Raw genomic sequence first — 23,927 nt, forward strand, 5'->3', positions numbered from 1 at the left:
ACGATTACGTGCTCGCCAGGAGCGCGACAACAGCCACTACGGCGATTGCGGCTGCTTGGTATTTGATCCGCGCAAACATGGCTTTGTTTTGCAACATCTGCATTTCTGTGACGGTTTCCCCTTCCCCCGTCTCAAGATCGATCTTGGTCGTCTTAAGGAACGCGATAACGCCCCGAATAAACGCCGCAAGGACAAGGATGCAGAGAACGATGAGCAGGGGAATCCATATGTAGGTCATGACGTAGAAATGGGAGCTTTCATCCGAAAATGCCACCCTTCAATTTATGCAACCGCAATTGCTCTGCAAGCATCAAACCGTCCTCACCTGCCTCCCGCCGCTCAGCTAAGGCGGGGGAGCCCCTCCGCTTTGCAAGTTTTTTTCCGTCATCATCAAGCAACAGGCCATGATGATGCCAACGCGGCACAGGCAATTTGAGCAAGGCTTGCAAGAGCCTGTGAATGTGCGTGGCGGAGAAAAGGTCTTTGCCGCGGGTGACCAGTGTCACACCGTCTGCAGCATCATCCAAAGTGGCGGCCAAATGGTAACTTGCCGGGGCATCTTTGCGGACAAGGACGACGTCGCCATACATTTGGGGATCCGCCACCAAGGTGCCGGCGATATCATCGACCCACTCAACTTCGCCTACTTCGCGCATCGCCTTATCAACATCCAATCGAAAGGCGGCCGGTTTGCTCGGGTCAAAAGGCTTTTTCTTGCAGGTTCCTGGATAGATCAGACCGTCTGGACCGTGTCGCGCACCCGCCTTCTCAATGTCTTTGCGGGTGCATGTGCACGGATAAAGCAGCCCGCGAGCCAGCAATGCCTGTGCCGCATCGTCATAGGAATCCAATCGGGTCGATTGGAGAGGCACCTCGTCCCATTCGAGGCCCAACCATTCCAGGTTCCGAAGGTATTCGTCGATCAAGTCCGGGCGCGAGCGTGCGCCATCTATGTCCTCTATCCTCACGATAAATGAGCCGCCGGCGTCTTTGGCCAGATCGTGGGCAACCACGGCGGAATACGCATGGCCCAAATGCATCGGCCCGTTCGGGCTGGGCGCAAACCGTGTCACAATTTGTGCAGCGTTGGATGATAGAGGCTTCATGCAGTGCATCCATGCCATAGCAAGTCCGCTGTGGATATGGGGCCTTTTGTGGCTTTGACTCTTACGCTGGTCGCGTCATGTTCGTGTCAATCAGGGGAGAGCGCCGGACGTGTTCAAAAGCGAACTGATCGAAAATGCGGCCCGATTCCGAAGCCTTGCAGAAGATGCGGGATCGAACCTGTCGGCGTGCCCGGCTCTTGTGTTGAACGCGGATTACACGCCGCTTTCGTATTATCCTTTGAGTCTTTGGCCTTGGCAGACAGCGATCAAAGCGGTGTTTTTGGATCGCGTCGACATCGTCGAAAGCTATGATCGCGAAGTGCATTCGCCGTCATTGGATATGAAGATCCCAAGCGTGATCGCGCTCAGACAATATGTGAAGCAGAGCGAATTTCCGGCCTTCACACGGTTCAACGTGTTCCTGCGCGATCGATTCCAATGCCAATATTGCGGCAATGAAGAGAGCCTAACATTTGATCACGTCATCCCGCGGCGTTTGGGGGGAAAGACGACGTGGGAGAACATCGTCACAGCTTGCTCGCCCTGCAATATGAAAAAGGGTGGGCGAACCCCAAAACAAGCCCATATGCCCGTGTCGATGAAAGCAATCCGACCGACCAGTTGGCAATTGCAGCAATATGGCAAGAAATTCCCGCCCAATTACCTGCATGAAACTTGGAGAGATTGGCTCTATTGGGACGTTGAGCTGGAGGCTTAAATCAGCCTTCGATCACTCGCGTTTCTGGGTGATGCTTGTCGAGATGCTTTTTGATAATCCGCAAATTGCGCGTGTTTGATCTGAACATGAAATCCGCCGCATCCCCAACCAAGGGCAGCAACCCAATCGCCGTATCAAAAGCGACATTAGCGCCCATCCGCGTGAGGTGCCATTTCGACAATCCCAAATTGCGGGCTTCCCAGACCAAATAAGCACCCATCGCGGTCGTCACAATGTCGCCCAATACAGGGATCAAGCCGATCAAAGCATCAAGACCAATGGGCACATTCACACCGGGGATGCGGAAACTACGCTCCAGCAACAACTCCATTGCTTCCACCCGCGCGCGGATCGAAACCGGGTCTGTCCCCGTCGGTAAGGCTAGGCCCATAACCTGAGGCCCATCACCGGCCTTTTGTCCAGAACCGGTTGTAAAACCATCGAATTGCGGACCGTTCGGGCCGTTCATGTCACTCTCCTTCCCCTCCTAAGTGGTGGGTTGAGACAGCGGGAACAAGGGGTGAAGGCCCCATTGGTTGGCTTGGTAGCCGTTCACACCGCCGCGAACCAACGACCAACGCACAGGCGCGCCAAGCGGAATGAAGACCTCTTCTTGCGTCAACAATGCATGGGCATCCACCAACAGCGATAGCTTGGCTTCGGGGTCTTTAAGGGTCAACGATTCTTGGATTAGCGCATCGGCTTCGGCCGAACACAGGCCCATTTCAAGCGAGCAATTGAATTGATTCAAGAACCAGCGAGGCGAAGAATATCGAGCCAGCCGGTCATGCAATTCCAGATCGGCCCCTTCTCCCAATCCTGCGCGAACCGACGTCACGCCAATGGCTTGCCATGCATTGGACAATTCCTCGAACAACAGATCGCTGCCGGGACCATCGGGCAGGCCGACGCGCACTGTAGGCTCTTCGTCGGATTGGGCGGCCCATTGCGCTATCCGCCTCGTCGCGATGTTCCGGCGATCCTCGATGCTTTGTCCACCCCAACGGCCCTGAGGGTATTGCGCGGGCGAAAATAGCTCTTGTGGAACCAACCATTGCGATGCTTGCCAACCACCAAGGCCAAAAGGTTGAATCAATTCACTACGATCAATGGCCATAGAAAGCGCTTCTCTAAGCGCGGCGTCAGACAACACACCGGATTCTCGTCGGACCATCAGTCCAAAAACACCAAGTGTCGGATCGACCTGCACGGTTCCGCGCGACAACGGGCCAAGCTGCGCCATCGGGAATGTTGCGATTGTGCCCCCCATCAACACATCAACTTCGCCATTTGCGAACGCATCCACAGCCGCGCGTCCCGGCAATGCTTGAACGGTCACGCCGCGTGAAACTTCTGCCCAGTCTTCTCTGGCGGGCAGTCCGCGTTCTTGAGGGGGTAGAGCACGAAGACGCGCCTGCACTGATTCCTCGTCGCCTGACATCACCATCGGGCCGGCCCCATTGCCTTGATTGACAAAGCCCAATTCAGGTTGTGCCAAAAGGCGCAGGAAATCGGGCATTGGCCCTGACAATCGCAGCTCAACAACCCGACCAGTCATCGCCCGAATTTCGGTTATTTTGGCAAGATCGAGGCCCAATGAGGTGCCATCCAGCCGCCGGATTGTGTCTTCGAGCAGGATACGGGCCTCTGCAGCGGTAATCGCTTCTCCGTCGGGCCAATTGGAGTTGCGCAGCCGGAAAATATAGCTGAGACCGTCGTCGGTGACGATCCAACGTTCGGCAATCGCTGGAACGACTTGGCCAGCCGGATCCAATCCGACCAAACCTTCATTGGTCGATCCGCGAAGATGCTGCGCAGCAGTTGATAGGCGGACGCCGCTTTGAAACAGATCGTCGCCATCGCCATCGCCAATTATTGCAACGGCAACAGCGCCGCGATCGGTGCCGGGGCCGCAGGACGATACAATGATCGTCAGTATAATGGTGAGACAGATTCGGAACACGCCACCACGTCTAGCAGGTAGCGTCACGCAGGTCAGCGCCTGGACGTGTTTCTGTTAGTCAAAACTTTGGAAAAACGCTCTGCGTTAAACTTTGCGCAGACTGCTAGCATCAGGTTGAGGGGGGGCCCGGTGTGCGTAAGATGGACCCGAATTCACAATAGCCGCGGTGTTCACTTCGGCCTGAGGAGCGCGCGCCCTTTGCGAATCGACCTCTTCGTCAAACGCAATGCCAAAACGTTGGTCTTGAACCCATGCAACGCTGCCATCGATCTTGCCGATGTTGCGCAACTCAACCTCAACGCGATTGCCGCGCTTCACACGCATCGTGCCTTCGCCCATCATTCCGCCATCGGAAAGATTACGGACACGAACACGATGCTGTTCGGTTTCCTGTTCAACTCGGACATTGGCGAGGAGAAACAGACTGTCGCGTGATACGCTCCTTGTCTCAAGACCCGTCATTGTTCCAATTACTCCTGACACGATAGGGCAACCGCCCCATTTAACAGTTCCGGCCCAAGGCTGTTGCCGAGCGCCTTTGCACGTATCACGGTGTATCCTCGCTCGGTAAACGGCCCGTTAATTCTATGCCGTCGGCATCCGTGTTGTTACGATGCGTCCCAATCTGAGACGACTTTGGCCGGCGCTCGTTGCTAAAGGCCAGCAGCTCGCAAAAGCGACAATCAGTTGTCGCGTGAGACTTTCTCACGGCGCTCATGCGCTTCTTGCGCTTCGACTGTCATGGTCGCGACCGGGCGGGCGATAAGCCGGCGCAAACCGATTGGATCGCCGGTGACTTCACAAAACCCGTACTCGCCTTGCTCAATCCGGCGCAGGGCCGAGTCTATTTTGGAAACCAATTTGCGTTGACGATCACGCGTGCGCAGTTCGATGCCCCAATCGGTTTCGCTGGATGCGCGATCGTTCAAATCCGCTTCGCGCATTGGGCCATCGGCCAAAGATTGAAGCGTTTGATCAGCCGCCGTATGGATCGACCGTTTCCATTCGATAAGCAGGAGCTGAAAATACGCTTGCTGCTTATCGTTCATATATTCCTCGTCGTCGCTCGGAGTATAATCCGGGCCTACAAGGCTTTTCGCTTTTTCAAAAAGATCGATATCTTCAGTCGCGGCCGCTGACATGTGGTCCTCTAATCCCAAAAACCTCTCGCAAGACCGTCCCGCCTTGGCGTGTGATTGTTCTCACAGCACCACTCGCCCCCCAGCAAGTCGCTACTGAGCGGCCCTATAGGCAACCGGTCCTTTCGGCACAAGCCGCTTTGATGCACCCTTCTCCACAATCGTGCATTTGCGGGACATTCGGCGGGTCAATCTGCCGCAAATGCGGCAGATTTTTCATGCGATCCTAGGTCGCTGACTAAAAAATTAACCGTCGCGTTAACCATTTGTTGACCATGATTCGAGACTTCTGACGTTGCGAGATCCGGACGGGGTTGGACCGCAACAAGAATTGGGCGTCATGCGAGACGCCGAAACGGGGAACGAGACATGAAACTGGAAACGATTAAAACCGACGACGCCACACCGCTTAACGATGGAGTTGCGGATCTGGCGATTGCAAAGTTTCTTTCGGAAGCAGCTGCGGGTGATGTCGCTGCTTTGTTCAACCTTGGTGTTGCGTATTCAACCGGCAGCAATGGTGTTGTGTGCGATTTGGTCGAAGCCCACAAATGGTTCAATCTCGCCGCATCGCGCGGACATGAAGAAGCCGGATGGTGCCGCGCCGATGTCTCTGATGAGATGACAGCCCGGGAAATCGCCGAAGCGCAACGCCGTGCACGCCGTTGGTTATCTGAAGAACGTCGCGCCGCCTAATTCTCGGCTATCCCCCTTTTTTGAATGGGGTTCTATCGTCGAGAATAAGTTGATCGGTTGCGACGCCTTCACGCTCGCGATCCAGAAAGTCGGCAACCGCCGCGCGAAAGCCTGGTTCGGCTAACCAATGCGCGGACCACGTTTGAACCGGCTCGTATCCCCGCGCCAACTTGTGCCCTCCTTGGGCTCCTGCTTCCACTCGAGGTAGTCGCCGTTCAATCGCGATGTCGATTGCCTGATAATAGCACAGTTCGAAGTGTAAGAACCGCACATCACGTGTGCATCCCCAATATCGCCCATAGATGGCGTCCGACCCTATGAAGTTGAGCGCGCCAGCGATGGCGACGCCTTCGTCATAGGCAAGGATCAAAACCATCCGATCACCCATACGCTCTCCCATCAAAGTGAAGGCTTCGCGCGTTAGATACGGCGTGCCCCATTTGCGCGCGCCAGTGTCTTGATAAAAAACCCAAAACGCATCCCAATGTTCGGGTTTGATATCGTCTCCGGTCAAACGCTCAATTCTTAACCCAGATCGCGCAGCGGCACGCTCTTTTCGAAGGTTTTTGCGTTTGCGCGACGCCAATTCATCCAGAAATCCATCAAAATTGTCGTAGTCGCGATTCAGCCAGTGAAATTGCAAATCGTTGCGCAACAACCAATCCGCGTCTTCGAACAAAGACACCTGATCTGGGTCAATAAAGGTGGCGTGGGCTGAAGAGAGACCATTTTGTTCGCAAACGATCTCCGCGCCTTTAAGCAGGTGACCGGAAAGCGCCGGATCAGACAGCAACAATCGCGGCCCGTTTGCCGGTGTAAACGGTGATGCGATTTGAAGTTTAGGGTAATAATTGCGCCCCGCCCTATGGAGCGCATCAGCCCATGATTGATCAAAGACATATTCGCCCTGGCTGTGCCCCTTTGCGTAGCTAGGCATCGCTGCAAGCAGGCGGTCTTGCCCATCGGTGATGGCGATCGGTGCAGGATCCCATCCTGTGCCTTCCCCGACACTGCCCGAATCTTCCAATGAAGTTAGAAATTCGTGGCTAATGAAAGGGTTACGGTCACCACCCAGACTATTCCATTGAGCTGCATTGAATTGTCCAACGCCGGGTGCAAGACGAACGGTTAGATCGCTTTGAGCGGGCGAGTCATCGTTCATCCGATCCCATCCCCTTCCGCAATTGCGGCATCGGCACACACGCCAATTTTTGCGCGATCATGTTGCGTACGCACGGTCCAAGTTAAGAGGGGGCGGCCCGTTTCACGCCAAATCTGTGACATAGCATTGGGCAGATCGCGCACATCGATCGCAAGAAAATCAGGGCTTGCCCGCTCCAAGGCGCCCGGCTGTCTCCACGCGCTCAAGAAACCGTGATCTAGAGTGTCAGTGCACACCAAACCGCGCGGAACATCGGCAGAGTGCTGCGCAAACCATTCGCCCATACGCGGGTCAAAGCTCATCACAGCCAATGCGCCAGAATAGCCTGCGACCACATCATTAATCACTGCACATGCACTATCGATATCAAATTCGGGAAACGATTTTACTTCGACCAAGATTGGTACTTTGCCACCGACCAATTCAAGCAAGTCTGCCAGGGTCCAAATCGTGTCGTCGGAGTCCTTAAGACGGATTTGACACAAATTGGTCGCGTTGTGATCAGCGACGGAACCATGGTCGCCGGTCAACCGATCAAGATCCCAATCATGAAAAACCAGCGGCACTTTGTCCGCGCTCATTTGAATATCGCATTCGATCCCAAAACCCACAGCGACCGCTTGTTCCATGGCGGTTTTGGAATTTTCAATGACCCCGCGCGAATGCAACCCGCGATGCGCGTATGTGTGGCGGGTGAACCATTGCGGGCCTGTGCGGATCGTCATTCGGCGATGGCGATAACCGCATCAACTTCAACCGCGGCACCCAATGGCAAAACGGGCACTCCTACGGCCGCGCGGGAATGCCGGCCCTTTTCACCAAAGACCTCAAACATCAAATCCGAAGCGCCATTCGCCACTTTCGGTTGATCGGTGAAGTCTCCCGTTGAACTAACGAAAGCTCCCAGTTTTACGACGCGCTCTACTTTTTCTAGCAAGCCGGCTTCATTCAATTGCGCCAGGATCATCAAACCACACGCGCGCGCCGCTTTGGTACCGCCGTCAAGATCTACGTTTTCGCCCAATCGACCGACCGCCAATTCGCCGTCGACAAATGGCAATTGCCCGGAAACATGTGCAAATCCGCCATGCACCACAACCGGCATATAACTGGCCACAGGGGCCGCCGCTTTGGGCAACGCGATGCCCAGCTCTTTTAGACGCGCTTCAATACTCATGCGGATTTCCCTTCCACTCTTTCGATCAACCAAGGCAGTGCCTTTTCCCATTCATCAATACGCGCGTCCGCATTCCCAGATTGATGCGCACAATCGATCGCACTGGCGATCATCGGTTCGCCACAAAAATGCAGTCGCATGACATCCGGTGTGGTTTCGCGGACGGATTGATGATGCTGTGCGAGGTCATCGATAAAGACCGCCCGGCTCGGTTCAAACTCTTCGATGATCTTTTTGAGAGCGGGGCCCTTAGGTCCCTGATTGGTGTAGACTTTTGCGTGGAGCCCTTGCGCTGCCAATTGTTCGGCGCGTTGATCGCGTCTGAAATCAACCAAATTGGTAAGGACCACAACATCGGCATGTTCGGTCAAAGCGTTGAGTGCATCAACCGCGCCGGGGATAGGCAATTGGCTGTCCATTTCTGTGTCAAAAAACCCTCCCAGTTTCTTCCAGATATCGGACGGCTCAAGCAGATCGCCGCTCTCTTTCCAACGCAACGCCTCGCCAAAATTCTGACCTTCGAGATTGAAATTGACGCCTTGGCTGTCTTCCAGCCAATCTTTGAAGTGCTTGACCATATATAAGATCACTTCATCGCAGTCGCTAATGATAAGAGGGCGGTTCATCTGTTTAAATCCTTTCGGGCGGCGACCAATTCTTCTGGGGTCACGGCAAGCGCTTCGGCGGCGCGGATAAGGTCGGGTTCGTAATTGGCAAGGAAATCCAGCGCTGAGCCAAGAATTTGCGGATTGTCCAGTCCTTGGCGCAAGCTATCGGGGGTTAGGCCCGTCAGATCGAGATACCGTTCGGCACGATCCTCGTCCTGCAACAACCAACCGATCGCCGCCAAAGCCAAGGTGGCCGCTCTGGTCGTGGCCTCTTGCGATCGAGATTTGGAGTGGTCTGGATCACGGTCAGAATCGGAAAAGTCTGAGATTGTCGTTGCCTTCGTCTGTGATAGGTTGTTTTGGGCGACATTCCGGTATCGAGCCATAGTGTCGGTCGGTGTTTTCCGGCCAACTCTAAATTGGCCAAGTTTGGTTGGGACATTCAGTGACAAAGCGAATTATGGTTGTCGAGGATAATGACCTCAACCGCAGATTGTTCTGTGACGTGCTAAAAGCAAATGGATTCGACGTAGAGCCGGTTGCGGATGGACAATACGTTTTGGAAACGGCGCGCAACACTTCCCCCGATCTTATCATTATGGACATTCAGTTGCCGGGAATGTCAGGCGTAGATTTAATTCTGGCAGCGAAACAAGATCAGGATTTGAAATCGATTCCCGTTTTGGCCGTAACCGCTTTCGCGGCAAAGGGTGATGAAGAACGGATACGTTCAGCAGGGGCGGCGGGCTATCTGTCAAAACCCGTTTCGATCCTGCCGTTTATGAATGCGGTGAAGGAATTGGTCCCGACCTAGAAAGCAAGCATTTCGACACAATAAATCGTCATGGTGATGGCCAGACCGCCTAAGAAAATGCGGTATGCGTAGGATAGAAAACGATATTTCCGGTTGTATAAAACCTGACCGTTTTGATGGATGTCTTTCAACATCGTGCGGAACAGCGTTTCATCTGTTGCAAATTGATCCATCAAAGTCTCGGTCCATTCATCCTCGCTGATCGCAGCGAAGTGACCAAAAAAGAGCGGGTTAAAGGCCTTGGGATCCCTTGGCGGTTTACCCAAAGATGGCAGGACAGCCATCACCGCACACAAGGAAGACAAGAATGCTGTGGCGGCCAAACTCAAGGTGGAGACATTAATCTCGCTTCCAATGAGGCGCGTGACGGCGAGAGAGAAAACGACAAATGTCGCGCCGATCAAAATAGACGCCTTTTGATCGGCCATTTGGGAAAGCGTCAGTGTGTTCATTTGCGCGGTGCGGACAAGATGAATTGATTGCGGCGAGAATGTGCGCGCAGATGCCGTGTCGCCTTCAGATTGAACCTCCGGCTCACAATCTTTCGCGGCATTTTCGGCCTCGGCTTGTTTCACAGCGTTATACCCCCACATTCGCGGTTTAAGCATGTGCCAGTGGTGGGAAAGCTTGACAAGCTTGGTCCCTAAACGCTTTTCAGGCGTTGAAGTTGGGACAAACCCAGAATTTATTGCACGCCATCATGGCCAAACAAGAGCAAACATCATCATGACCGAAGCCGAAGTCGACGAACGCATCCGCGGACTTATTGAGCCTTTCAACAAGAAGGGCGTTACAATCACCAATGAGACAACCTTTGCCAAAGATCTCGAATTTGACAGCCTGACGGTCATGGATTTCGTCGCTGAAATCGAAGACGAATTCGACATAATCATCAGTATGAACCAGCAGGCTGAAATCGAAACCTATGGTCTTTTGGTTACGGCAGTGCACAAGCTGCAAGATAGCTGATAGAGACGTTTTCTATGACTGATACCGCAATGGCAAAAGACGCACCTCCCGCGACCGAGGCGCAAGATCTCTTTTCAAAATTTGATCCGATTATCCAAACTCGCGAAACGCTGTTGGCTAGCGGGGTGGAGGACCCATTCAATTTGGTCATGGAAGAAGTCCTCTCGCCGACGCGGGCGATGTGTAATGGGCGCGATACTATTCTGCTTGGCACCTACAATTACATGGGGATGACCTTTGACCCCGACGTGCTTGATGCCGGAAAGCAAGCTTTGGATAATTACGGTGCGGGCACCACCGGTAGCCGCGTCCTAAACGGGACCTATCAAGGCCACCGTGAATGCGAAGACGCGCTCAAAGAGTTTTACGGGATGGACCATGCCATGGTCTTTTCTACGGGTTACCAAGCGAATTTGGGGATTATCGCGACGATCGCTGGCAAAGGCGACTATGTTGTTCTTGATATCGATAGCCACGCGTCAATTTACGATGGCTGCGCGATGGGCAATGCGGAAATCGTCCCGTTCCGTCACAACGATATCGAAGCGATGGAGAAGAGACTTCGCCGAATCCCAGAAGGTGCTGGGAAATTGGTCATTCTAGAAGGCGTTTATTCGATGTTGGGCGATGTCGCCCCGCTCAAAGAAATGATCGCGATCGCCAAGAAATATGGCGCTATGGTCCTCGTTGATGAAGCGCACTCCATGGGCTTCATTGGGGAAAATGGCCGCGGCGTGGCCGAAGAGCAAGGCGTGATGGATGATGTCGATTTCATCATCGGCACATTCTCAAAAAGCGTCGGCACTGTCGGAGGGTTTTGCGTTTCCAACCACCCCAAGTTTGATATCCTTCGGCTGGTGTGCCGGCCATATGTTTTCACCGCCAGCCTACCGCCGAGCGTTGTCGCGACAGCAGCCACATCGATCCGCAAATTGATGCATGGTTCAAACAAGCGCGCGCACCTTTGGGAAAATTCAAAGCGGCTGCATGCTGGCTTGACCGAAATGGGCTTTGAGCTGGGAACTAACGAACCGCAAAGCGCGATCGTGGCGGTCATTATGCCGGACCTCGAACGCGGTGCAGGCATGTGGGAGGCCCTCTTGAAAGAAGGCCTTTATGTCAATCTCGCCCGCCCACCAGCAACACCGGCAAACATGACACTTTTGCGGTGCTCATTGTGCGCCGAGCATTCTTCGGAAGAGGTCGAAACGATCCTCGCCATGTTTGAACGCGCCGGAAAAGCAGTCGGCATAATTGGTTAATCCCAGCCCGGCGTGAACCAAATCGGTTCTCAATGATCGGCCTCACCAATCACGGCGAGGTGCGAGTTATTCGCTAACTTGCTCGAGAGTCGCGGCATCGCATATGTGCGGTGCGTCGGAATTGTCATCACCCTTTGCAAATTGGGTGAAAGCGATGAATCCGCCAACCACCAAGACCACAAATAGGCTGGTCAACAATCCCAGATACTGGTCGATGATACGCTTGATTGGCGCGCCGAATATTTGGAACAAAATCCCAACGACCATGAATATCAAAGCGCGCCCTGCAAGAGCAGCGAGCGTGAAGGTCAGCAAGTTCATTTCGATGAACCCGGCGGTGATCGTCATCAACTTAAACGGAACGGGCGTGCCCGCAGCGAAGAAGACGGCCAAGGCGCCTTGTTCACGAATGTAACATGCGGCGACAGGAAAGCTCTCGCTTAACCCGAGGATCCCCAGCAACCAGACGCCGACCGATTCATACAAAAGAAAACCGATGCCGTATCCGAATAGGCCGCCCAGTACCGAAGACAGCGTAGCCACCAATGCAAAGCGGATCGCCTTTTTTGGCTCAGCCAAACACATCAGCCCCAGCAAAGGATGTGGAGGAATCGGGAAAAAGCTCGATTCAATAAAACAGAAGAACGCCAGCCACCACACCGCCTTTGGGTGAGCCGCCTTGTCCATTGTCCAGTTGTATAGTGCTCGCAGCCAAGCCAATGTTCGGCGTCCTTATTCATCTGCCACAATCGATGCGCAGGGGACTAGGCCAGCATAAGCCAGTATGCAACTGGAACAATATCACCAAATAGGTTATTTATTATTGACATTGTCACGCTCTTTGGTTAGAAGAAGGCAACATCGAGAAATAGCGATTCGCCCCGACCACTTTGGCGCGATCGCATTGGGCGGCATTCTTTTGCGGATGCCGCCTTTTCTATTGCTTTGAATGGGAGGGCAGTCATGGCCGCGCGCCCCAATCGCACAAAGAAGAAATCTGAACACAACAATAGGGACGACCTTCGGCTAAACCCACATTGGCGATCAATATTCCTGGATCATTTGGGTGAGAGTTCAAATGTCTCAGAATCAGCGCGGAAAGCAGGCGTCAGTTCAAGCAGAGCATATAAGACACGCCGCGACGAGCCCACCTTTGCCGCCGACTGGTTGGCGGCGCTTTACGAAGGGTATGTTCATTTAGAAATGGAAGTGCTGCGGCGAATGCGCGAGGGTGATTTGCAGACAGACACTGCCGACAAATATGATTTTGCAAACGCTATTCGCTTGCTGTCGGCTCACCGTGACAATGCAGTTCGAGCGCAGGCGGCGCAACGAAATGTCAGCGCCGCAGATGTCCGCGCGTCGATTGATCGTAAGGTGAATGCGATCCGTCAGCATGTTCGGAATGAAAGACTACGAGCAAGCAACCATTCCGGTTCTTCGAATTGACACAACGGATCGATTGGCTCGCCCAAGAAGAGGATTGTGTTCAAAATCGGATAGCAGCGGCACTCAATCAAGAGGAACGCAACGAGTTCGATTTCCATTGGGCAATGATGGCGCGATCCGCTCAACTGCCACCCAAAGGAAATTGGCGCACTTGGCTGATTCTGGCTGGGCGTGGATTTGGCAAAACTCGCGCAGGGGCGGAATGGGTCAGGTTGGTTGCTGAAAGCCAAAGCGAGGCGCGCATCGCGCTTGTATCTTCGTCACTCAATGAAGCTCGTGCCGTTATGGTAGAGGGAGAAAGCGGCTTGTTGGCCTGCTCTCCACCAGAACGGCGTCCAATGTTCGAAGCGTCGCTGCGCCGAGTGCGCTTTCCAAATGGCGCACAAGTGCAGCTATATTCGGCGGCCGAGCCAGAAAGCTTGCGCGGCCCGCAACACAGTCATGCTTGGTGTGATGAAATTGGAAAGTGGCCCTTGTCGCACAATCGTGCCACTCGGACGTTTGACAATCTCTTGATGGGAATGAGGTTGGGCAACGATCCGCGAATGGCCGTCACCACTACGCCGCGCGCGGTGCCATTGGTGCAAAGACTGCTGGACCAAGCCGAAGATGGCAGCTGCGTGATCACGCGCGGTTCAACCTACGACAACGCCATGAACCTGCCTGAAAGGTTCTTAGAAGCGATTGAAGGTGAATTTGCAGGAAGCCAATTGGCCCGACAAGAAATAGCGGGTGAGATGCTTCGTGACATCGAAGGCGCTCTTTGGACCCGCGCAATGCTTGAACAGGCAAATGCAGGAACGAAAACCGATAGTTTGTGTCGCATCGTTGTGGCCGTTGACCCACCGATCTCTTCGCATGGGGATGAATGCGGCATCATTGTCGCTGGCTTGGGCGACGATGGGGTTGCCCGAATTCTCGCGGATTGCTCTGTCGCAAAGGCGCAACCAGATCGTTGGGCCAAAACAGTCGCCGACGCCGCACAGCATTGGGAAGCGGATCGTGTCGTAGCCGAGGCAAACCAAGGCGGCGCAATGGTTGAAAGCGTTTTGCGCGCTGCCGACAATAGATTGCCGATCAGACTGGTTCACGCCAGTCGAGGAAAAGCGGCGCGGGCCGAACCAGTCGCCGCTCTCTATTCATCGGGGCGGGTCATCCATTGCGGAAGTTTCCCGCAACTCGAAGATCAAATGTGCGGATTGCTTATTGGCGGCGATTATTCCGGCCCTGGCCGGAGTCCAGATCGCGCAGACGCGCTCGTTTGGGCGTTGACCGAACTCATGCTTGGCACCGCTGCACGGCCAAGCGTGCGTCACATTTGACGGATCAAATCAAAAAGGAATTGCAATGGCAATGCTCGACACCCTGCTCGCCGCCTTTAAGGGCGGGGAGGAAAACCGTGTGCCGCTTGCACAGGGAAACTTTCCCGGGAACACCCATGGATGGATGCCCGCGTTCATGGATAATCCCAGCGATCGCCCTTATCGCTACGAACAGGCGGTGCAGGATGGATTTCTCGGAAATCCGATTGCACAGCGCGCCGTCCGAATTGTTTCAGAAGGCGTAGGGCAGGCGCCGATTACCATCAATGATGACCAGCTCGAGGCGCTTGTCACCGCAACGAGCGCAGGCCAATCTTTGGTCGAAACACTGGCCGCACACATCCTCTTGCACGGCAATGGCTATGTCCAAGTCATCAAGGACGCGAACGGCAAACCAATCGAATTGTACGCGCTTCGCCCTGACCGCATGACGGTCATCGCCGGCAATGATGGATGGCCGTACGCGTATGAATACACGGTAGGACGAGAGCCAATTCGCATCCCGATCAACGACGATGGCGGATGGCCAAACATCATACAGATCAAAACCATGCACCCCCTCGACGATCATCTTGGCGCCAGCGCGTTAGCGGCCTCTCAACAAGCAGTCGCGATCCACAACGCTGCGTCAGATTGGAACAGGGCTCTACTGGAAAACGCGGCCCGTCCGTCTGGTGCCTTGGTCTATGATGGAGGTGATGGCGTCGGTCTTACCCATGAACAATTTGAGCGATTGAAATGCGAACTTGAAACTGCGTTTTCGGGGTCCTTGAACGCTGGACGACCAATGCTGCTCGATGGCGGATTGAAATGGCAATCGATGGCTATGTCGCCGGCTGACATGGACTTTGCCACTTTGAAAAGTGCAGCCGCACGAGAAATCGCGTTGGCATTTGGCGTGCCGCCCATGTTGTTGGGGCTGCCTGGCGACAACACCTATTCGAACTATCGGGAGGCCAATCGGGCCCTCTGGCGGCTCACCCTTCTTCCGCTGTCCGAAAAGTTGTTTGCCGCTTTAGAAGAGGGCCTGTCCACGTGGTTTCCGGATGGTGCCATCACGGTCGATCTGGATCGCATTACAGCGCTTTCTGAAGATCGCGAACGTCTTTGGAAACAAGTGTCCGATGCTGATTTCCTGAGCCGCACGGAAAAGCGGCAAATGCTGGGCTTTCCAGCGAAGGAGGACATTCAGTGACTCATGAAGAAATGCTCGCCAGTTTGATGATGCAGGCCAATGCGGAGGGCGCTGAATTGGTAACATTGCGCGCCATCGTTGAGGAATCGAGCGAACTTGCGGCTGAACGTGTGCTTGAGCGGCTCGGCCTAGCCGATGCAGGAGCCGAAGGCGATCTCGATGAGTTGAGAGAGCTGCTTGGGGCATGGCGAGACGCGAAAGCGAGCGCATGGAAAGCTTTCATGGGCTGGGCCGTGCGCGGTGCTTTGGCTGCGCTTCTTATTGGCATCGCTGTTCGACTTGGCGTTTGGGACATTTTGCAATGACCGAACTCGCGAACAATATCATCCGCTTCGCTGGCTATGCCGGTTTGTTTGATATTCCCGATGCAGACCGAGACATCATTCGTCGCGGTGCATTCGCGTCGACCCTTGCCCAACGTTCAGAACCACTGCCTTTATTGTGGCAACACCACCCGGACCAACCAATCGGCACGATAGAAATGGTCGCAGAAGATGCGCGAGGATTGCGCGTGATCGCGCGAGTGGAAAACGCAAACAGCCGCGCAGCAGCCTTATTGCGCCAGAAAAAGGTGAACGGATTGAGCTTTGGGTATCGCGCCCGGGTTGCACACCAGCATGAATTTTGGCGCGATTTGCGCGCCGTTGATCTGTTCGAAGTTAGTCTCGTCACTCATCCGCTTCAGCATGGCGCGCGGGTGCATTTCATCTCCTAACTCTCACTCCAACCTACCCGTCAGGCCGCCAAAAAGGGGCGGCCTTTTTCTTGCCCTACAGAAAGGCCAAATACCCTATGGATATCACAATCCCCTCGCCAACCGCCGGTACCCAAGCCGCCAACTCAGCGTCCGCTTTGCCCGTGTCGAAGGGCGACCCAATGGAACAAAGTTTTGATGTGGTTGCCCGCCAAGATCAGGCCGAAGCCGATATCAAAGTGCTCCGCAACGATGTTGATGAAGTGAAAGCACGTTTGGACAAAGTTTCCCGCGCGGCGTCCCGCCCAGCGATCGGTGGGGTTCCTGCAGCCACTGCCGAGGTTAAAGGTTTCGTAGATGGCTATTTGCGTCGCGGTCGTGAGAACGAAGTCAAATCGATCAACGGCGGAACTCTATCGGATGGTGGATTCGCAGTTCCACGACAAATTGATGCAATGATCGCGCGGGAATTGTCAGAAATTAGCCCCATCCGTTCAATCGCCCAAGTGGTTCAAACCGGCACATCTGGATACCGCAAGCTTGTTGCGACAGGCGGCACAGCATCTGGCTGGGTCAGCGAAACAGCGGCACGCCCCGAAACCGACACGCCGAACTTTGCTGAGATCGCTCCACCTAGCGGCGACCTCTACGCCAATCCGGCCGCTAGCCAATCAATGTTGGACGATGCGGCCTTTGACCTCGAATCTTGGCTTGCCAATGAGATCGCGATCGAATTCGCCCGCGCGGAAGGAACCGCTTTCGTCAACGGCAATGGCACGAACCAACCCGAAGGATTCTTGCAGGCAGCAAACAGCACCGCCGAAGACGGTGTGCGCGGCTTTGGTCAATTGCAATATATCGGTTCGGGCGACGCCAACGGTTTTGATGGCGAACCTGATGCCAAGCTGATCGACCTAATCCATTCACTCAAATCGGGTCACCGCCAGGGGGCCAGTTTCGTCATGAACTCGTCAACACTGGCATCGGTCCGTAAATTGAAAACTGCAGATGGCGCATTTCTTTGGCAGCCAGGCATGGTTGAAGGCCAACCTAATCGATTGCTCGGTTATCCTGTGATTGAAGCGGAAGACATGCCCGACGTAGGTGCTGGCGAATTTCCGATTGCTTTCGGTAATTTCCGTCATGGCTATTTGATCGCGGAACACAGTGCCACTCGCGTTTTACGCGATCCGTTCTCCAACAAGCCGTTTGTCCATTTCTACGCCACGAAACGTGTGGGTGGGCAAGTGCTCGATTCAAACGCAATCAAGCTGCTCAAGATCGAGGCCTGATTAAGCTTTTGAATGGCCAATCAGGCCGTTCTTGAGTCCCCGGCAAGGTTGAGTTCCCCCTTTCTCCTTTGCCGGTACCTCGCACCCGCGCCGCTCCGGGCGGCTCTCCTGCTCAGCGAAAGCGGCGCGGGTGCACCTTGTTTTGACTAGTTTGCAGGAGACCGTGATGCGGCGGACAATCTTAGAGCCAGCCGATGTAAGCGCGACCGCGCTGGCCGAACTAAAAGCGTGGCTGGGCATCAGCCGACAAAACGAAGACGAACTCCTCATTGGATTGCTTCGGGCAAGTTTGGATGTATGCGAGGCCTTCACCGGGCAAGCTCCTCTATCGCAGCTGATCGAAGAGCAAATGCCAACAAGTGCAGGGCGATATGCGATTGCATCACGACCGGTTTCATCGCTCATTGTGGCACAGATTGTTGGATTGGATGGTGCGCAAAGCGCATTGAATCCGGACAAATATGAAATCGAATTTCAAGCCATCGGGAATGCCTGTTTCACCTTGCTACAAAGCGTGGAGGGGCAAGCTGTCGCAATCCGACTGCGTGTGGGTATTGCATCGGACTGGGAGACCCTCCCTGCTGCGATTAAACAGGGATTAATCCGCCTCGCTGCGTATCATTACCGTGACCGCGATCGCCCCGGCAACGCCAAGAAAGAAGTTTCCGCACCTTCAAGCGTCACCGCCTTGTGGCGGCCTTGGCGCACGATGCGGTTGCAATGATCGTCGCTAAGGCGGCGATCGACCCCCTCATTCGGCGTCTTGCAACGCACGCCGGAACAATAGCTCACAAGAACAGCGGCTTGATCGCCACGGCCCGCCATTCTGGCGAACCAAATTGGCGCTCCGTTGCGTCTTTGTGGCCCGATCTGAGATGGGACTAAGACTATGGAAAATTCCTTACGCGCCGATCTCATAGATTGGCTCCGCAGCGACCCGAATTTGATCCCGATCAACGCGATTGAAGAAGAAACGCCAATCAGCGCAAGTGCGCCTTGGCTAGGCATTTCAGCAAGCGCTTCCACGGATTGGGGAACCAAGGATCGGGCAGGTCGCGAAGTTCGGATCGCTTTGGAGTTGGAAAGTCGGACCGATGAGACAGATGCCGATAGTCCTCTCATCAATGCGATTGAAAACCGTGTCCTGGCATTGCCGCCGTTTCAATCCGATTTCGAAGTCGCATCGATCCGATTCTTACGAGCCAGAAGCGAGGAGCGAGACAGCAATCTTCGGGGCGCGCTGCTTGAATTCCGCTTTCGCATTTTTGCCCCTCAACCATAAAATTTAAGACGGAGTAGAACATATGCCAGCGCAAAATGGATCCGCATTCCTACTAAAAATCGGTGACGGAACGGCCAGCCCCTCTTATGAAACCGTAGCCGGATTGAGGACAACACAATTGTCCATCAATGGTGATCTGGTGGTCGTCACACACAAAGAATCAGGTGGATGGCGTGACCTGCTTTCCGGAGCGGGCACTCGGTCAGTTTCTGTGAGCGCCGCTGGAATCTTTCTCGGCAGTCAGGCGGAGTCCTCAATCCGTGCCCATGCATTGGCGGGTGTCATCGATGATTATGAATTGTCTTTCGAAGATGGAGAGCGTCTGCGCGGTCGCTTTCTCGTTCAACGGCTAGACTATTCCGGAGATTTCAACGGGGAGCGCAACTACACGCTCCAACTCGAGAGCTCCGGTCCCGTGACCCCTGCATGAGCCGGATCGCTAATAGGTTGAGGGGCGAAGCCAATTTCGAATGCGCAGACTCTAAATTTTGCCTACGGCCGAGTTTTGAGAATTTGGTCAATGCAGAAGAAGAAATTGGATCGCTTTTCGCCTTAGTAGAACGCGCTTCGCAAGGCGGCATGACCGTTTCTGAAATCACGGCCATTCTTTGGCACTGTATCGACCATCACCCACGCCCTGCGCGGGAAATCGTTGGACAGGCGGTGCTGCAGATGGGTTTGGTGGAAGCTATCAAACCAGTTCGGACAATCTTGGCTCAGGTGCTGCAAGGCCGCGCATGACACGCGAAAAGGCTGTTGGTCTCTGCGCCGAAACCTCCCTTTGGTGGGGTCTAGCGTCTCAGATTCTTGGTTGGCGACCAGACGAATTTTGGCAATCCACCCCCGCCGAGCTGGCCGCAGCACTTCGTCCTCCGGAAAACATACAGAACACCACGGCACCTAGCCGAGATTGCATTGCGCAAATGTTGGAGCGAGAAAACAATGAACGACAATCTTGAAGAGCTCGTGATCGAAGTCCGGGCAACAACCGATGGCTTCAATTCTGACCTCGAAGGCATGCGCAGCGCGCTCGACTCCTCGCTACTTGATGGGTTCGGCAAAGCGGGCTCTGTTCTTGAACGTGGGCTCCTATCTGCCCTTCGCAGAGGTAGCTTGGGATTTGATGACCTAAAACGGGTGGCGTTCAATACTCTGGATTCCATTGCTTCTCACGCCATCAACTCTGGTCTGAACTCTGTGTTGGGCGGGCCTGGTTCTGGCTTTGGCGGCATAATCGGCCAATCGCTCGGCGCGTTGCTTGGATTACCCGGCCGCGCCACCGGCGGGCCAGTCTCACCGGGCAGAGGATTCATTGTCGGAGAAAACGGCCCGGAGCTTTTTGTCCCGACCAGCGCCGGCAAGATCGCGGCGAACGCAGGCGAGGTCCGTGCGGGCCGAGATGTTCGCGTGGCAATACAACTGGCTACACCGCGTGGAACTTCTGCACCAACAGCCATGCAACGATCGTCGCGACAAGTTGCAAGCGCTGTCCGCCGCGCCATCCAAGAACGCTGAAAGACGGGGGAACAACCATGGCATTTTGGCTGGTGAACGATCGCCGCACACAAGAATCGAGCTTTATTCAACGGTTCGACCCACGATTTTGGACCGTGAATTTTCCTCGCCCTGCAATGGCGTCGGTTATCACAACGGGCGCGGACAGCATGCAAATTGATGTCGAGTTGCAGCATGAGGGTGAACTCGTCGGTCTAATCTGGGATAGTGTAGATAGCCTCGACCACCCATTGCTCGCCTACGAAACCAGTCGCGATTATTCGAAGACCACATTGAGCTTCCGCTGGCAATCAGAAGGCATCATTCCACTGAACGCAGCGAACGGCCCTACACTTACCATCGAAGGAAGAGACGCGGCCGGGACACCAAGCACCTGGTTCGTAAGACTGTGGAATTATGCAAGCGGCAGCCCAACCGATGCCGAGATTGAGCTGCCGTTCTCAAATCTGGCCAGCGGCTTCACGCTCCCTGGCTCGCCCATCCATGCGGCCGATATTGATCGCATGTTTATATCCCTTGTCGCGCCTGACTATGTGGCGGGCAGCACGCAACCCCTTTCGCAGCGCTTCAACGGCAAGGTAACGGTTTCGAGAATAACCACCGATGGTCTGAACGGAATGCTTGAGATCGGCGACGTCCGTTTGCCCGTTCATGGAGAGCGGATCGCGACCGCATATGATGATGGCTATGATCAAACACCGGCCAGGCTGCTGCGCGGTCTGGTTGGTCTCGGCTATCGCGAGGACATAGTCCACTATGTCGGCATGAGCCATTTCATGCGGCTCACCTACGTTAACGGCGATTTGCTTGTCGTGCCGAACGGCGAACTATGCCAACCCGCTAGAGAATGGCACGCCAATTTCTTTGCCGCCGCCAATGCCAATGAATTGGAGCTGATTGCTTCCATCTCATATGAATTATTCGATGCGTTCTGTCCCGACGATTGGAAACAGCGAACCGTAAACGGAGACCAAGCTCTCACTGGATGGATACCCCCATCCACGCTTTTGTCTCCGGCCAACAGTCACGCCATGGCATGGTTGAGCGCAAGCACGCAGGCTTTTGTTGGTCTCTTAGAAGAGGCCTCTCAGCCTGTTCGCTTCCAAATCGGGGAACCGTGGTGGTGGACCACCTCCGAAGGGGAAATCTGTCTTTACGATGACGCAGCCAAAGCGCTCTTTGGCGGTTCTCCGCCAGAAATTCTCGATATGCGTCAACCGCTCAAAGCAACCGAAATTGCGTTGCTCGATCAAGCGGGAGAATTGCTTGCGCAATCCACCGCAGATCTAACCACAGACATTCGCGCCGCAGCTTCGGGCTCTACTGAGGTGCTTCTTTTGGCGTTCACGCCAACCATTCTTGATCCACAAATGCCCGAACTCTTCAGGGCAAACCTGCCGATTGGATGGGCAAAGCCCGCCTTCGATCGGCTTCAATTGGAAGATTACGACTGGCTAACCGGGGGCGCAGATGCCTTGCGCCGTTCAGCCTACATTTTTGCCAATGAGCGATTGCAATATCCAATTGAAGAGCAAGACTATCTGGCAGGATTTGTCCTCGACCCCGCGGATGCCGAAACTTTCTGGGCGCGAATTGATGCCGGTCTTGATGAAGCGGCAACACGCGGAATCTCGCGCCGCTATGTGTGGGCGCAACCACAAATCAATCGCGATGGATACACCCGATTACCCCCAACCGGAGAGGACCCGATGCAAGCTTTTGATGATGTGCTTTACCCTTTCCCCCTCGGCAGGAGCACTGCCGTGGCGCCCGAATTTTCAACCTCAGTGTCGGTTACCGCCTCTGGACATGAACGGCGAAACTCCCTTTGGGCCGATGCACGTGTGCACTTTGACGTTGGCCCAGGAATTCGATCAGAATCGGAATTGTCCGAATTGATTGCATTCTTCCGTGCACGGCGCGGTGCGGCAAAAGGGTTTCGGATCAGCGATCCTTTCGATCATAGCACCAATGGTATGACCGGGACCCCGACAATGTCGGATCAATTGATTGGTTTGGGCGACGGTCAAAGCGCCGATTTTCAGCTCATCAAATCATACGGATCGTCTGAAGATCCTCAACAGCGATCCATCAGCCGCCCTCGCATCGAAACGTTGCTTGTGAGCGTTGACGGCAACCTTGTGTTGGACTGGACACTTAGTGAGCAAGGGTTGCTAACGCTTGCTGAGGCTCCCGCCGAAGGAGCAGAAATTCGCGCTGGTTTCCTCTTTGATGTGCCGGTTCGTTTCGCAGAAGATCGGATCGATATATCGGGAGTAAATTTCGAAGCCGGGGAAGCACCAAGCATTCCGCTGATCGAGCTCAAGGAAGAACTGTAATGCGGGTCTTCTTTGATCGAGAGCTCGATGCGACAGCGACGTTCTGGCGCATATTTCGTCAGGATGGGATCGCCCTTGGCTTTACCAGCCATGATCGCGATCTTGTCTTCGCCGGACTTAGACATCGAGCAGCACCGGGCATGGTACCTGCCGCCATCCGCATGACATCCGATCTATCCGAAGACAGTGCCGGAGTGGATGGTGCGCTCAGCCATGATTCCATCAAAGGCTCTGAACTCTCAGCCGGTCTATTTGATCGGGCTGCTATTGAAATTGGCATCGTCGACTGGGAAACCTTAGAACATCATACAATCTACTCCGGCGCACTCGGCAGAATTGAAGATGATAGTCGAGGATTTTCAGCAGAATTGAAATCAGCAAAACAAGTGCTGGAGCAGGACATAGTGCCTAGGACGAGCCCGACATGTCGAGCGTTTTTTTGTGGCCCCGGTTGCGGCTTGTCAGCCAATAAGTTTACCGATCGTGTTGCCCTAACCGCACTGGATCTCGACTTAAACCGAGTGCAACTTAACAATGTAGCAAGTGCCAACCACGTTGACGGAAAACTGCGTTTTCTGAACGGACCACAAACCGGCAAGCCCTTTGGCATCCTGAGTGTCGACGCCAATTGGCTTACGTTGGACAGACCAATCGACGCCAGCGTACCGATCGGGACTCCGGCCGAATTAATTGAAGGTTGCGATCACACCTTAACAACGTGCGCCTCTCGATTTAGCAATGCGGTCAATTTTCGAGGGGAACCATTTCTACCCGGCAACGACCTCTTGGCTCGCTACGGCCAGAGCTCGGGTTGAATGCGCGTATGAATGTGGGCGCACAATTTGCTGACGCGGCGTCTCAGTTCCTCGGTACGAAATTCAGATTGCATGGCCGCGATCCTTCATACGGCCTCGATTGTGTCGGACTAGTATGCGTAAGTCTCCAGACTATCGGTCGTGAATATCATGCTCCCGAAGGATATAGTCTTCGCAATACGCGGCCTTTGGCTTGGTCCGATTTCGCGCACAAATCTGGTTTCATCGATGTCACCGACGGGGTTCTGCCGGGCGATGTCATGATGCTTCGGCCAGGCCCTGCTCAACAGCATTTGGTCATCTTCGAGAACGAACGATCCTGCATCCATGCGCATGCCGGGCTCAAACGTGTTGTCCGCGAACCAATTGCAATTCCGCGAGCATGTTTAGCCCATTGGCGCTTAACATAA

32 protein-coding genes are annotated in these 23,927 nt (G+C 54.5%); 19 read left to right on the plus strand and 13 right to left on the minus strand.

The annotated features are described in order from the left end of the window. Nucleotides 1-4 precede the first annotated feature (4 nt). Both BQ8290_RS08070 and gluQRS read right to left on the minus strand, forming a co-directional pair. Entirely contained in the window at nucleotides 5-238 is a 234-nt protein-coding gene (locus tag BQ8290_RS08070; RefSeq protein ID WP_108789152.1) for an HIG1 domain-containing protein, read from the minus strand. A gap of 19 nt (nucleotides 239-257) precedes the next feature. Continuing rightward, nucleotides 258-1,106 (minus strand): tRNA glutamyl-Q(34) synthetase GluQRS, encoded by an 849-nt coding sequence (gluQRS, locus tag BQ8290_RS08075; RefSeq protein WP_108789154.1) that lies wholly within the window; start codon nucleotides 1,104-1,106, stop codon nucleotides 258-260. Between the two features lie 109 nt (nucleotides 1,107-1,215). Here gluQRS and BQ8290_RS08080 point away from each other — a divergent pair, with 109 nt between their 5' ends. Beyond that, a complete protein-coding gene (locus BQ8290_RS08080; RefSeq protein ID WP_108789156.1) occupies nucleotides 1,216-1,824 on the plus strand; it encodes an HNH endonuclease in 609 nt (202 codons plus the stop codon). A 1-nt stretch (nucleotide 1,825) separates the two neighbouring features. Here the strand turns inward: BQ8290_RS08080 and BQ8290_RS08085 are convergent, their stop codons facing one another. The 4 genes from BQ8290_RS08085 to dksA all read right to left on the minus strand — a co-directional run bounded on the left by BQ8290_RS08085 (nucleotide 1,826) and on the right by dksA (nucleotide 4,929). Next, nucleotides 1,826-2,215, minus strand: coding sequence for a DUF4112 domain-containing protein (locus BQ8290_RS08085; RefSeq protein ID WP_108792135.1), 390 nt, complete (start codon nucleotides 2,213-2,215; stop codon nucleotides 1,826-1,828). Nucleotides 2,216-2,311: 96 nt separating this feature from the next. Further along, nucleotides 2,312-3,814, minus strand: a complete 1,503-nt coding sequence (locus BQ8290_RS08090; RefSeq protein WP_337661223.1) for an ABC transporter substrate-binding protein — start codon at nucleotides 3,812-3,814, stop codon at nucleotides 2,312-2,314. A gap of 57 nt (nucleotides 3,815-3,871) precedes the next feature. Further along, nucleotides 3,872-4,249, minus strand: coding sequence for a PilZ domain-containing protein (locus BQ8290_RS08095; RefSeq protein ID WP_108789158.1), 378 nt, complete (start codon nucleotides 4,247-4,249; stop codon nucleotides 3,872-3,874). A 221-nt stretch (nucleotides 4,250-4,470) separates the two neighbouring features. Further along, nucleotides 4,471-4,929 carry an RNA polymerase-binding protein DksA gene (gene dksA / locus BQ8290_RS08100; protein WP_108789160.1) on the minus strand — a complete coding sequence of 153 codons (459 nt, stop codon included), beginning with the start codon at nucleotides 4,927-4,929 and terminating at the stop codon, nucleotides 4,471-4,473. Between the two features lie 366 nt (nucleotides 4,930-5,295). Between dksA and BQ8290_RS08105 the strand changes: the two genes are divergently transcribed. Next, nucleotides 5,296-5,622 carry a sel1 repeat family protein gene (locus BQ8290_RS08105; RefSeq protein WP_108789162.1) on the plus strand — a complete coding sequence of 109 codons (327 nt, stop codon included), beginning with the start codon at nucleotides 5,296-5,298 and terminating at the stop codon, nucleotides 5,620-5,622. A 7-nt stretch (nucleotides 5,623-5,629) separates the two neighbouring features. Here the strand turns inward: BQ8290_RS08105 and BQ8290_RS08110 are convergent, their stop codons facing one another. Genes BQ8290_RS08110 through BQ8290_RS08130 form a run of 5 tightly spaced genes read right to left on the minus strand, consistent with a single transcriptional unit; the run spans nucleotide 5,630 to nucleotide 8,955 of the window. Further along, on the minus strand, nucleotides 5,630-6,784 hold the full coding sequence (locus tag BQ8290_RS08110; protein ID WP_108789164.1) for a GNAT family N-acetyltransferase: 1,155 nt from the start codon (nucleotides 6,782-6,784) through the stop codon (nucleotides 5,630-5,632). Beyond that, nucleotides 6,781-7,509, minus strand: coding sequence for a glycerophosphodiester phosphodiesterase family protein (locus tag BQ8290_RS08115; protein WP_108789166.1), 729 nt, complete (start codon nucleotides 7,507-7,509; stop codon nucleotides 6,781-6,783). Before BQ8290_RS08115 ends, BQ8290_RS08110 begins: the two co-directional genes overlap by 4 nt. Beyond that, complete coding sequence (locus tag BQ8290_RS08120) at nucleotides 7,506-7,961, minus strand: Atu1372/SO_1960 family protein (protein WP_108789168.1); 456 nt, start codon at nucleotides 7,959-7,961, stop codon at nucleotides 7,506-7,508. Before BQ8290_RS08120 ends, BQ8290_RS08115 begins: the two co-directional genes overlap by 4 nt. Beyond that, nucleotides 7,958-8,587, minus strand: a complete 630-nt coding sequence (locus BQ8290_RS08125) for a hypothetical protein (RefSeq protein ID WP_108789170.1) — start codon at nucleotides 8,585-8,587, stop codon at nucleotides 7,958-7,960. Before BQ8290_RS08125 ends, BQ8290_RS08120 begins: the two co-directional genes overlap by 4 nt. Next, nucleotides 8,584-8,955: a DUF3572 family protein gene (locus tag BQ8290_RS08130; RefSeq protein WP_108789172.1), complete on the minus strand. Its 372-nt coding sequence runs from the start codon at nucleotides 8,953-8,955 to the stop codon at nucleotides 8,584-8,586. Before BQ8290_RS08130 ends, BQ8290_RS08125 begins: the two co-directional genes overlap by 4 nt. Nucleotides 8,956-9,014: 59 nt before the next feature. Here BQ8290_RS08130 and BQ8290_RS08135 point away from each other — a divergent pair, with 59 nt between their 5' ends. Beyond that, complete coding sequence (locus tag BQ8290_RS08135; RefSeq protein WP_108789174.1) at nucleotides 9,015-9,383, plus strand: response regulator; 369 nt, start codon at nucleotides 9,015-9,017, stop codon at nucleotides 9,381-9,383. Here the strand turns inward: BQ8290_RS08135 and BQ8290_RS08140 are convergent. Next, nucleotides 9,380-9,958 carry a Pycsar system effector family protein gene (locus BQ8290_RS08140; protein ID WP_337661224.1) on the minus strand — a complete coding sequence of 193 codons (579 nt, stop codon included), beginning with the start codon at nucleotides 9,956-9,958 and terminating at the stop codon, nucleotides 9,380-9,382. The genes BQ8290_RS08135 and BQ8290_RS08140 overlap by 4 nt on opposite strands. Nucleotides 9,959-10,109: 151 nt before the next feature. On the opposite strand from BQ8290_RS08140, the gene BQ8290_RS08145 reads away from it, so the two are divergent. Both BQ8290_RS08145 and spt read left to right on the plus strand, forming a co-directional pair. Beyond that, nucleotides 10,110-10,352 (plus strand): phosphopantetheine-binding protein, encoded by a 243-nt coding sequence (locus BQ8290_RS08145; RefSeq protein ID WP_108792141.1) that lies wholly within the window; start codon nucleotides 10,110-10,112, stop codon nucleotides 10,350-10,352. A gap of 14 nt (nucleotides 10,353-10,366) precedes the next feature. Beyond that, nucleotides 10,367-11,614: a serine palmitoyltransferase gene (gene spt / locus BQ8290_RS08150; protein WP_108789176.1), complete on the plus strand. Its 1,248-nt coding sequence runs from the start codon at nucleotides 10,367-10,369 to the stop codon at nucleotides 11,612-11,614. 66 nt (nucleotides 11,615-11,680) lie between these two features. Here the strand turns inward: spt and BQ8290_RS08155 are convergent, their stop codons facing one another. Beyond that, entirely contained in the window at nucleotides 11,681-12,199 is a 519-nt protein-coding gene (locus BQ8290_RS08155) for a YqaA family protein (RefSeq protein ID WP_443112336.1), read from the minus strand. Between the two features lie 860 nt (nucleotides 12,200-13,059). On the opposite strand from BQ8290_RS08155, the gene BQ8290_RS08165 reads away from it, so the two are divergent. The 14 genes from BQ8290_RS08165 to BQ8290_RS08230 all read left to right on the plus strand — a co-directional run bounded on the left by BQ8290_RS08165 (nucleotide 13,060) and on the right by BQ8290_RS08230 (nucleotide 23,927). Beyond that, nucleotides 13,060-14,385 (plus strand): DNA-packaging protein, encoded by a 1,326-nt coding sequence (locus tag BQ8290_RS08165; RefSeq protein WP_443112313.1) that lies wholly within the window; start codon nucleotides 13,060-13,062, stop codon nucleotides 14,383-14,385. 25 nt (nucleotides 14,386-14,410) lie between these two features. Then, on the plus strand, nucleotides 14,411-15,580 hold the full coding sequence (locus tag BQ8290_RS08170) for a phage portal protein (protein ID WP_108789182.1): 1,170 nt from the start codon (nucleotides 14,411-14,413) through the stop codon (nucleotides 15,578-15,580). Continuing rightward, entirely contained in the window at nucleotides 15,577-15,885 is a 309-nt protein-coding gene (locus BQ8290_RS08175; protein WP_108789184.1) for a DUF6127 family protein, read from the plus strand. The genes BQ8290_RS08170 and BQ8290_RS08175 overlap by 4 nt, the downstream gene beginning before the upstream one ends. Then, nucleotides 15,882-16,295, plus strand: a complete 414-nt coding sequence (locus BQ8290_RS08180) for an HK97 family phage prohead protease (protein ID WP_108789186.1) — start codon at nucleotides 15,882-15,884, stop codon at nucleotides 16,293-16,295. The genes BQ8290_RS08175 and BQ8290_RS08180 overlap by 4 nt, the downstream gene beginning before the upstream one ends. Nucleotides 16,296-16,456: 161 nt before the next feature. Then, a complete protein-coding gene (locus tag BQ8290_RS08185; RefSeq protein WP_108792145.1) occupies nucleotides 16,457-17,566 on the plus strand; it encodes a phage major capsid protein in 1,110 nt (369 codons plus the stop codon). Between the two features lie 166 nt (nucleotides 17,567-17,732). Then, nucleotides 17,733-18,290: a head-tail connector protein gene (locus BQ8290_RS08190; protein ID WP_108789188.1), complete on the plus strand. Its 558-nt coding sequence runs from the start codon at nucleotides 17,733-17,735 to the stop codon at nucleotides 18,288-18,290. Between the two features lie 165 nt (nucleotides 18,291-18,455). Beyond that, the gene (gp17, locus tag BQ8290_RS08195) at nucleotides 18,456-18,848 is read left to right on the plus strand and encodes a tail completion protein gp17 (RefSeq protein ID WP_108789190.1); all 393 of its coding nucleotides are present in this window, start codon (nucleotides 18,456-18,458) and stop codon (nucleotides 18,846-18,848) included. A 22-nt stretch (nucleotides 18,849-18,870) separates the two neighbouring features. Further along, on the plus strand, nucleotides 18,871-19,278 hold the full coding sequence (locus tag BQ8290_RS08200; RefSeq protein ID WP_108789192.1) for a phage tail tube protein: 408 nt from the start codon (nucleotides 18,871-18,873) through the stop codon (nucleotides 19,276-19,278). After that, a complete protein-coding gene (locus BQ8290_RS08205; protein WP_108789194.1) occupies nucleotides 19,275-19,589 on the plus strand; it encodes a GTA-gp10 family protein in 315 nt (104 codons plus the stop codon). Before BQ8290_RS08200 ends, BQ8290_RS08205 begins: the two co-directional genes overlap by 4 nt. Beyond that, nucleotides 19,586-19,807 carry a phage tail assembly chaperone gene (locus BQ8290_RS08210; protein ID WP_108789196.1) on the plus strand — a complete coding sequence of 74 codons (222 nt, stop codon included), beginning with the start codon at nucleotides 19,586-19,588 and terminating at the stop codon, nucleotides 19,805-19,807. The genes BQ8290_RS08205 and BQ8290_RS08210 overlap by 4 nt, the downstream gene beginning before the upstream one ends. Then, nucleotides 19,791-20,363 carry a tail tape measure protein gene (locus tag BQ8290_RS08215; protein WP_108789198.1) on the plus strand — a complete coding sequence of 191 codons (573 nt, stop codon included), beginning with the start codon at nucleotides 19,791-19,793 and terminating at the stop codon, nucleotides 20,361-20,363. Before BQ8290_RS08210 ends, BQ8290_RS08215 begins: the two co-directional genes overlap by 17 nt. Nucleotides 20,364-20,380: 17 nt before the next feature. Next, entirely contained in the window at nucleotides 20,381-22,702 is a 2,322-nt protein-coding gene (locus BQ8290_RS08220; RefSeq protein ID WP_108789200.1) for a phage distal tail protein, Rcc01695 family, read from the plus strand. Further along, nucleotides 22,702-23,517 (plus strand): baseplate hub domain-containing protein, encoded by an 816-nt coding sequence (locus BQ8290_RS08225; protein ID WP_108789202.1) that lies wholly within the window; start codon nucleotides 22,702-22,704, stop codon nucleotides 23,515-23,517. Before BQ8290_RS08220 ends, BQ8290_RS08225 begins: the two co-directional genes overlap by 1 nt. Nucleotides 23,518-23,525: 8 nt before the next feature. Next, the gene (locus BQ8290_RS08230) at nucleotides 23,526-23,927 is read left to right on the plus strand and encodes an NlpC/P60 family protein (RefSeq protein ID WP_108789204.1); all 402 of its coding nucleotides are present in this window, start codon (nucleotides 23,526-23,528) and stop codon (nucleotides 23,925-23,927) included.

Origin of the sequence: Erythrobacter sp. Alg231-14, assembly GCF_900149685.1 — a bacterium.
In the GTDB taxonomy this organism is placed as follows: Bacteria; Pseudomonadota; Alphaproteobacteria; order Sphingomonadales; family Sphingomonadaceae; genus Erythrobacter.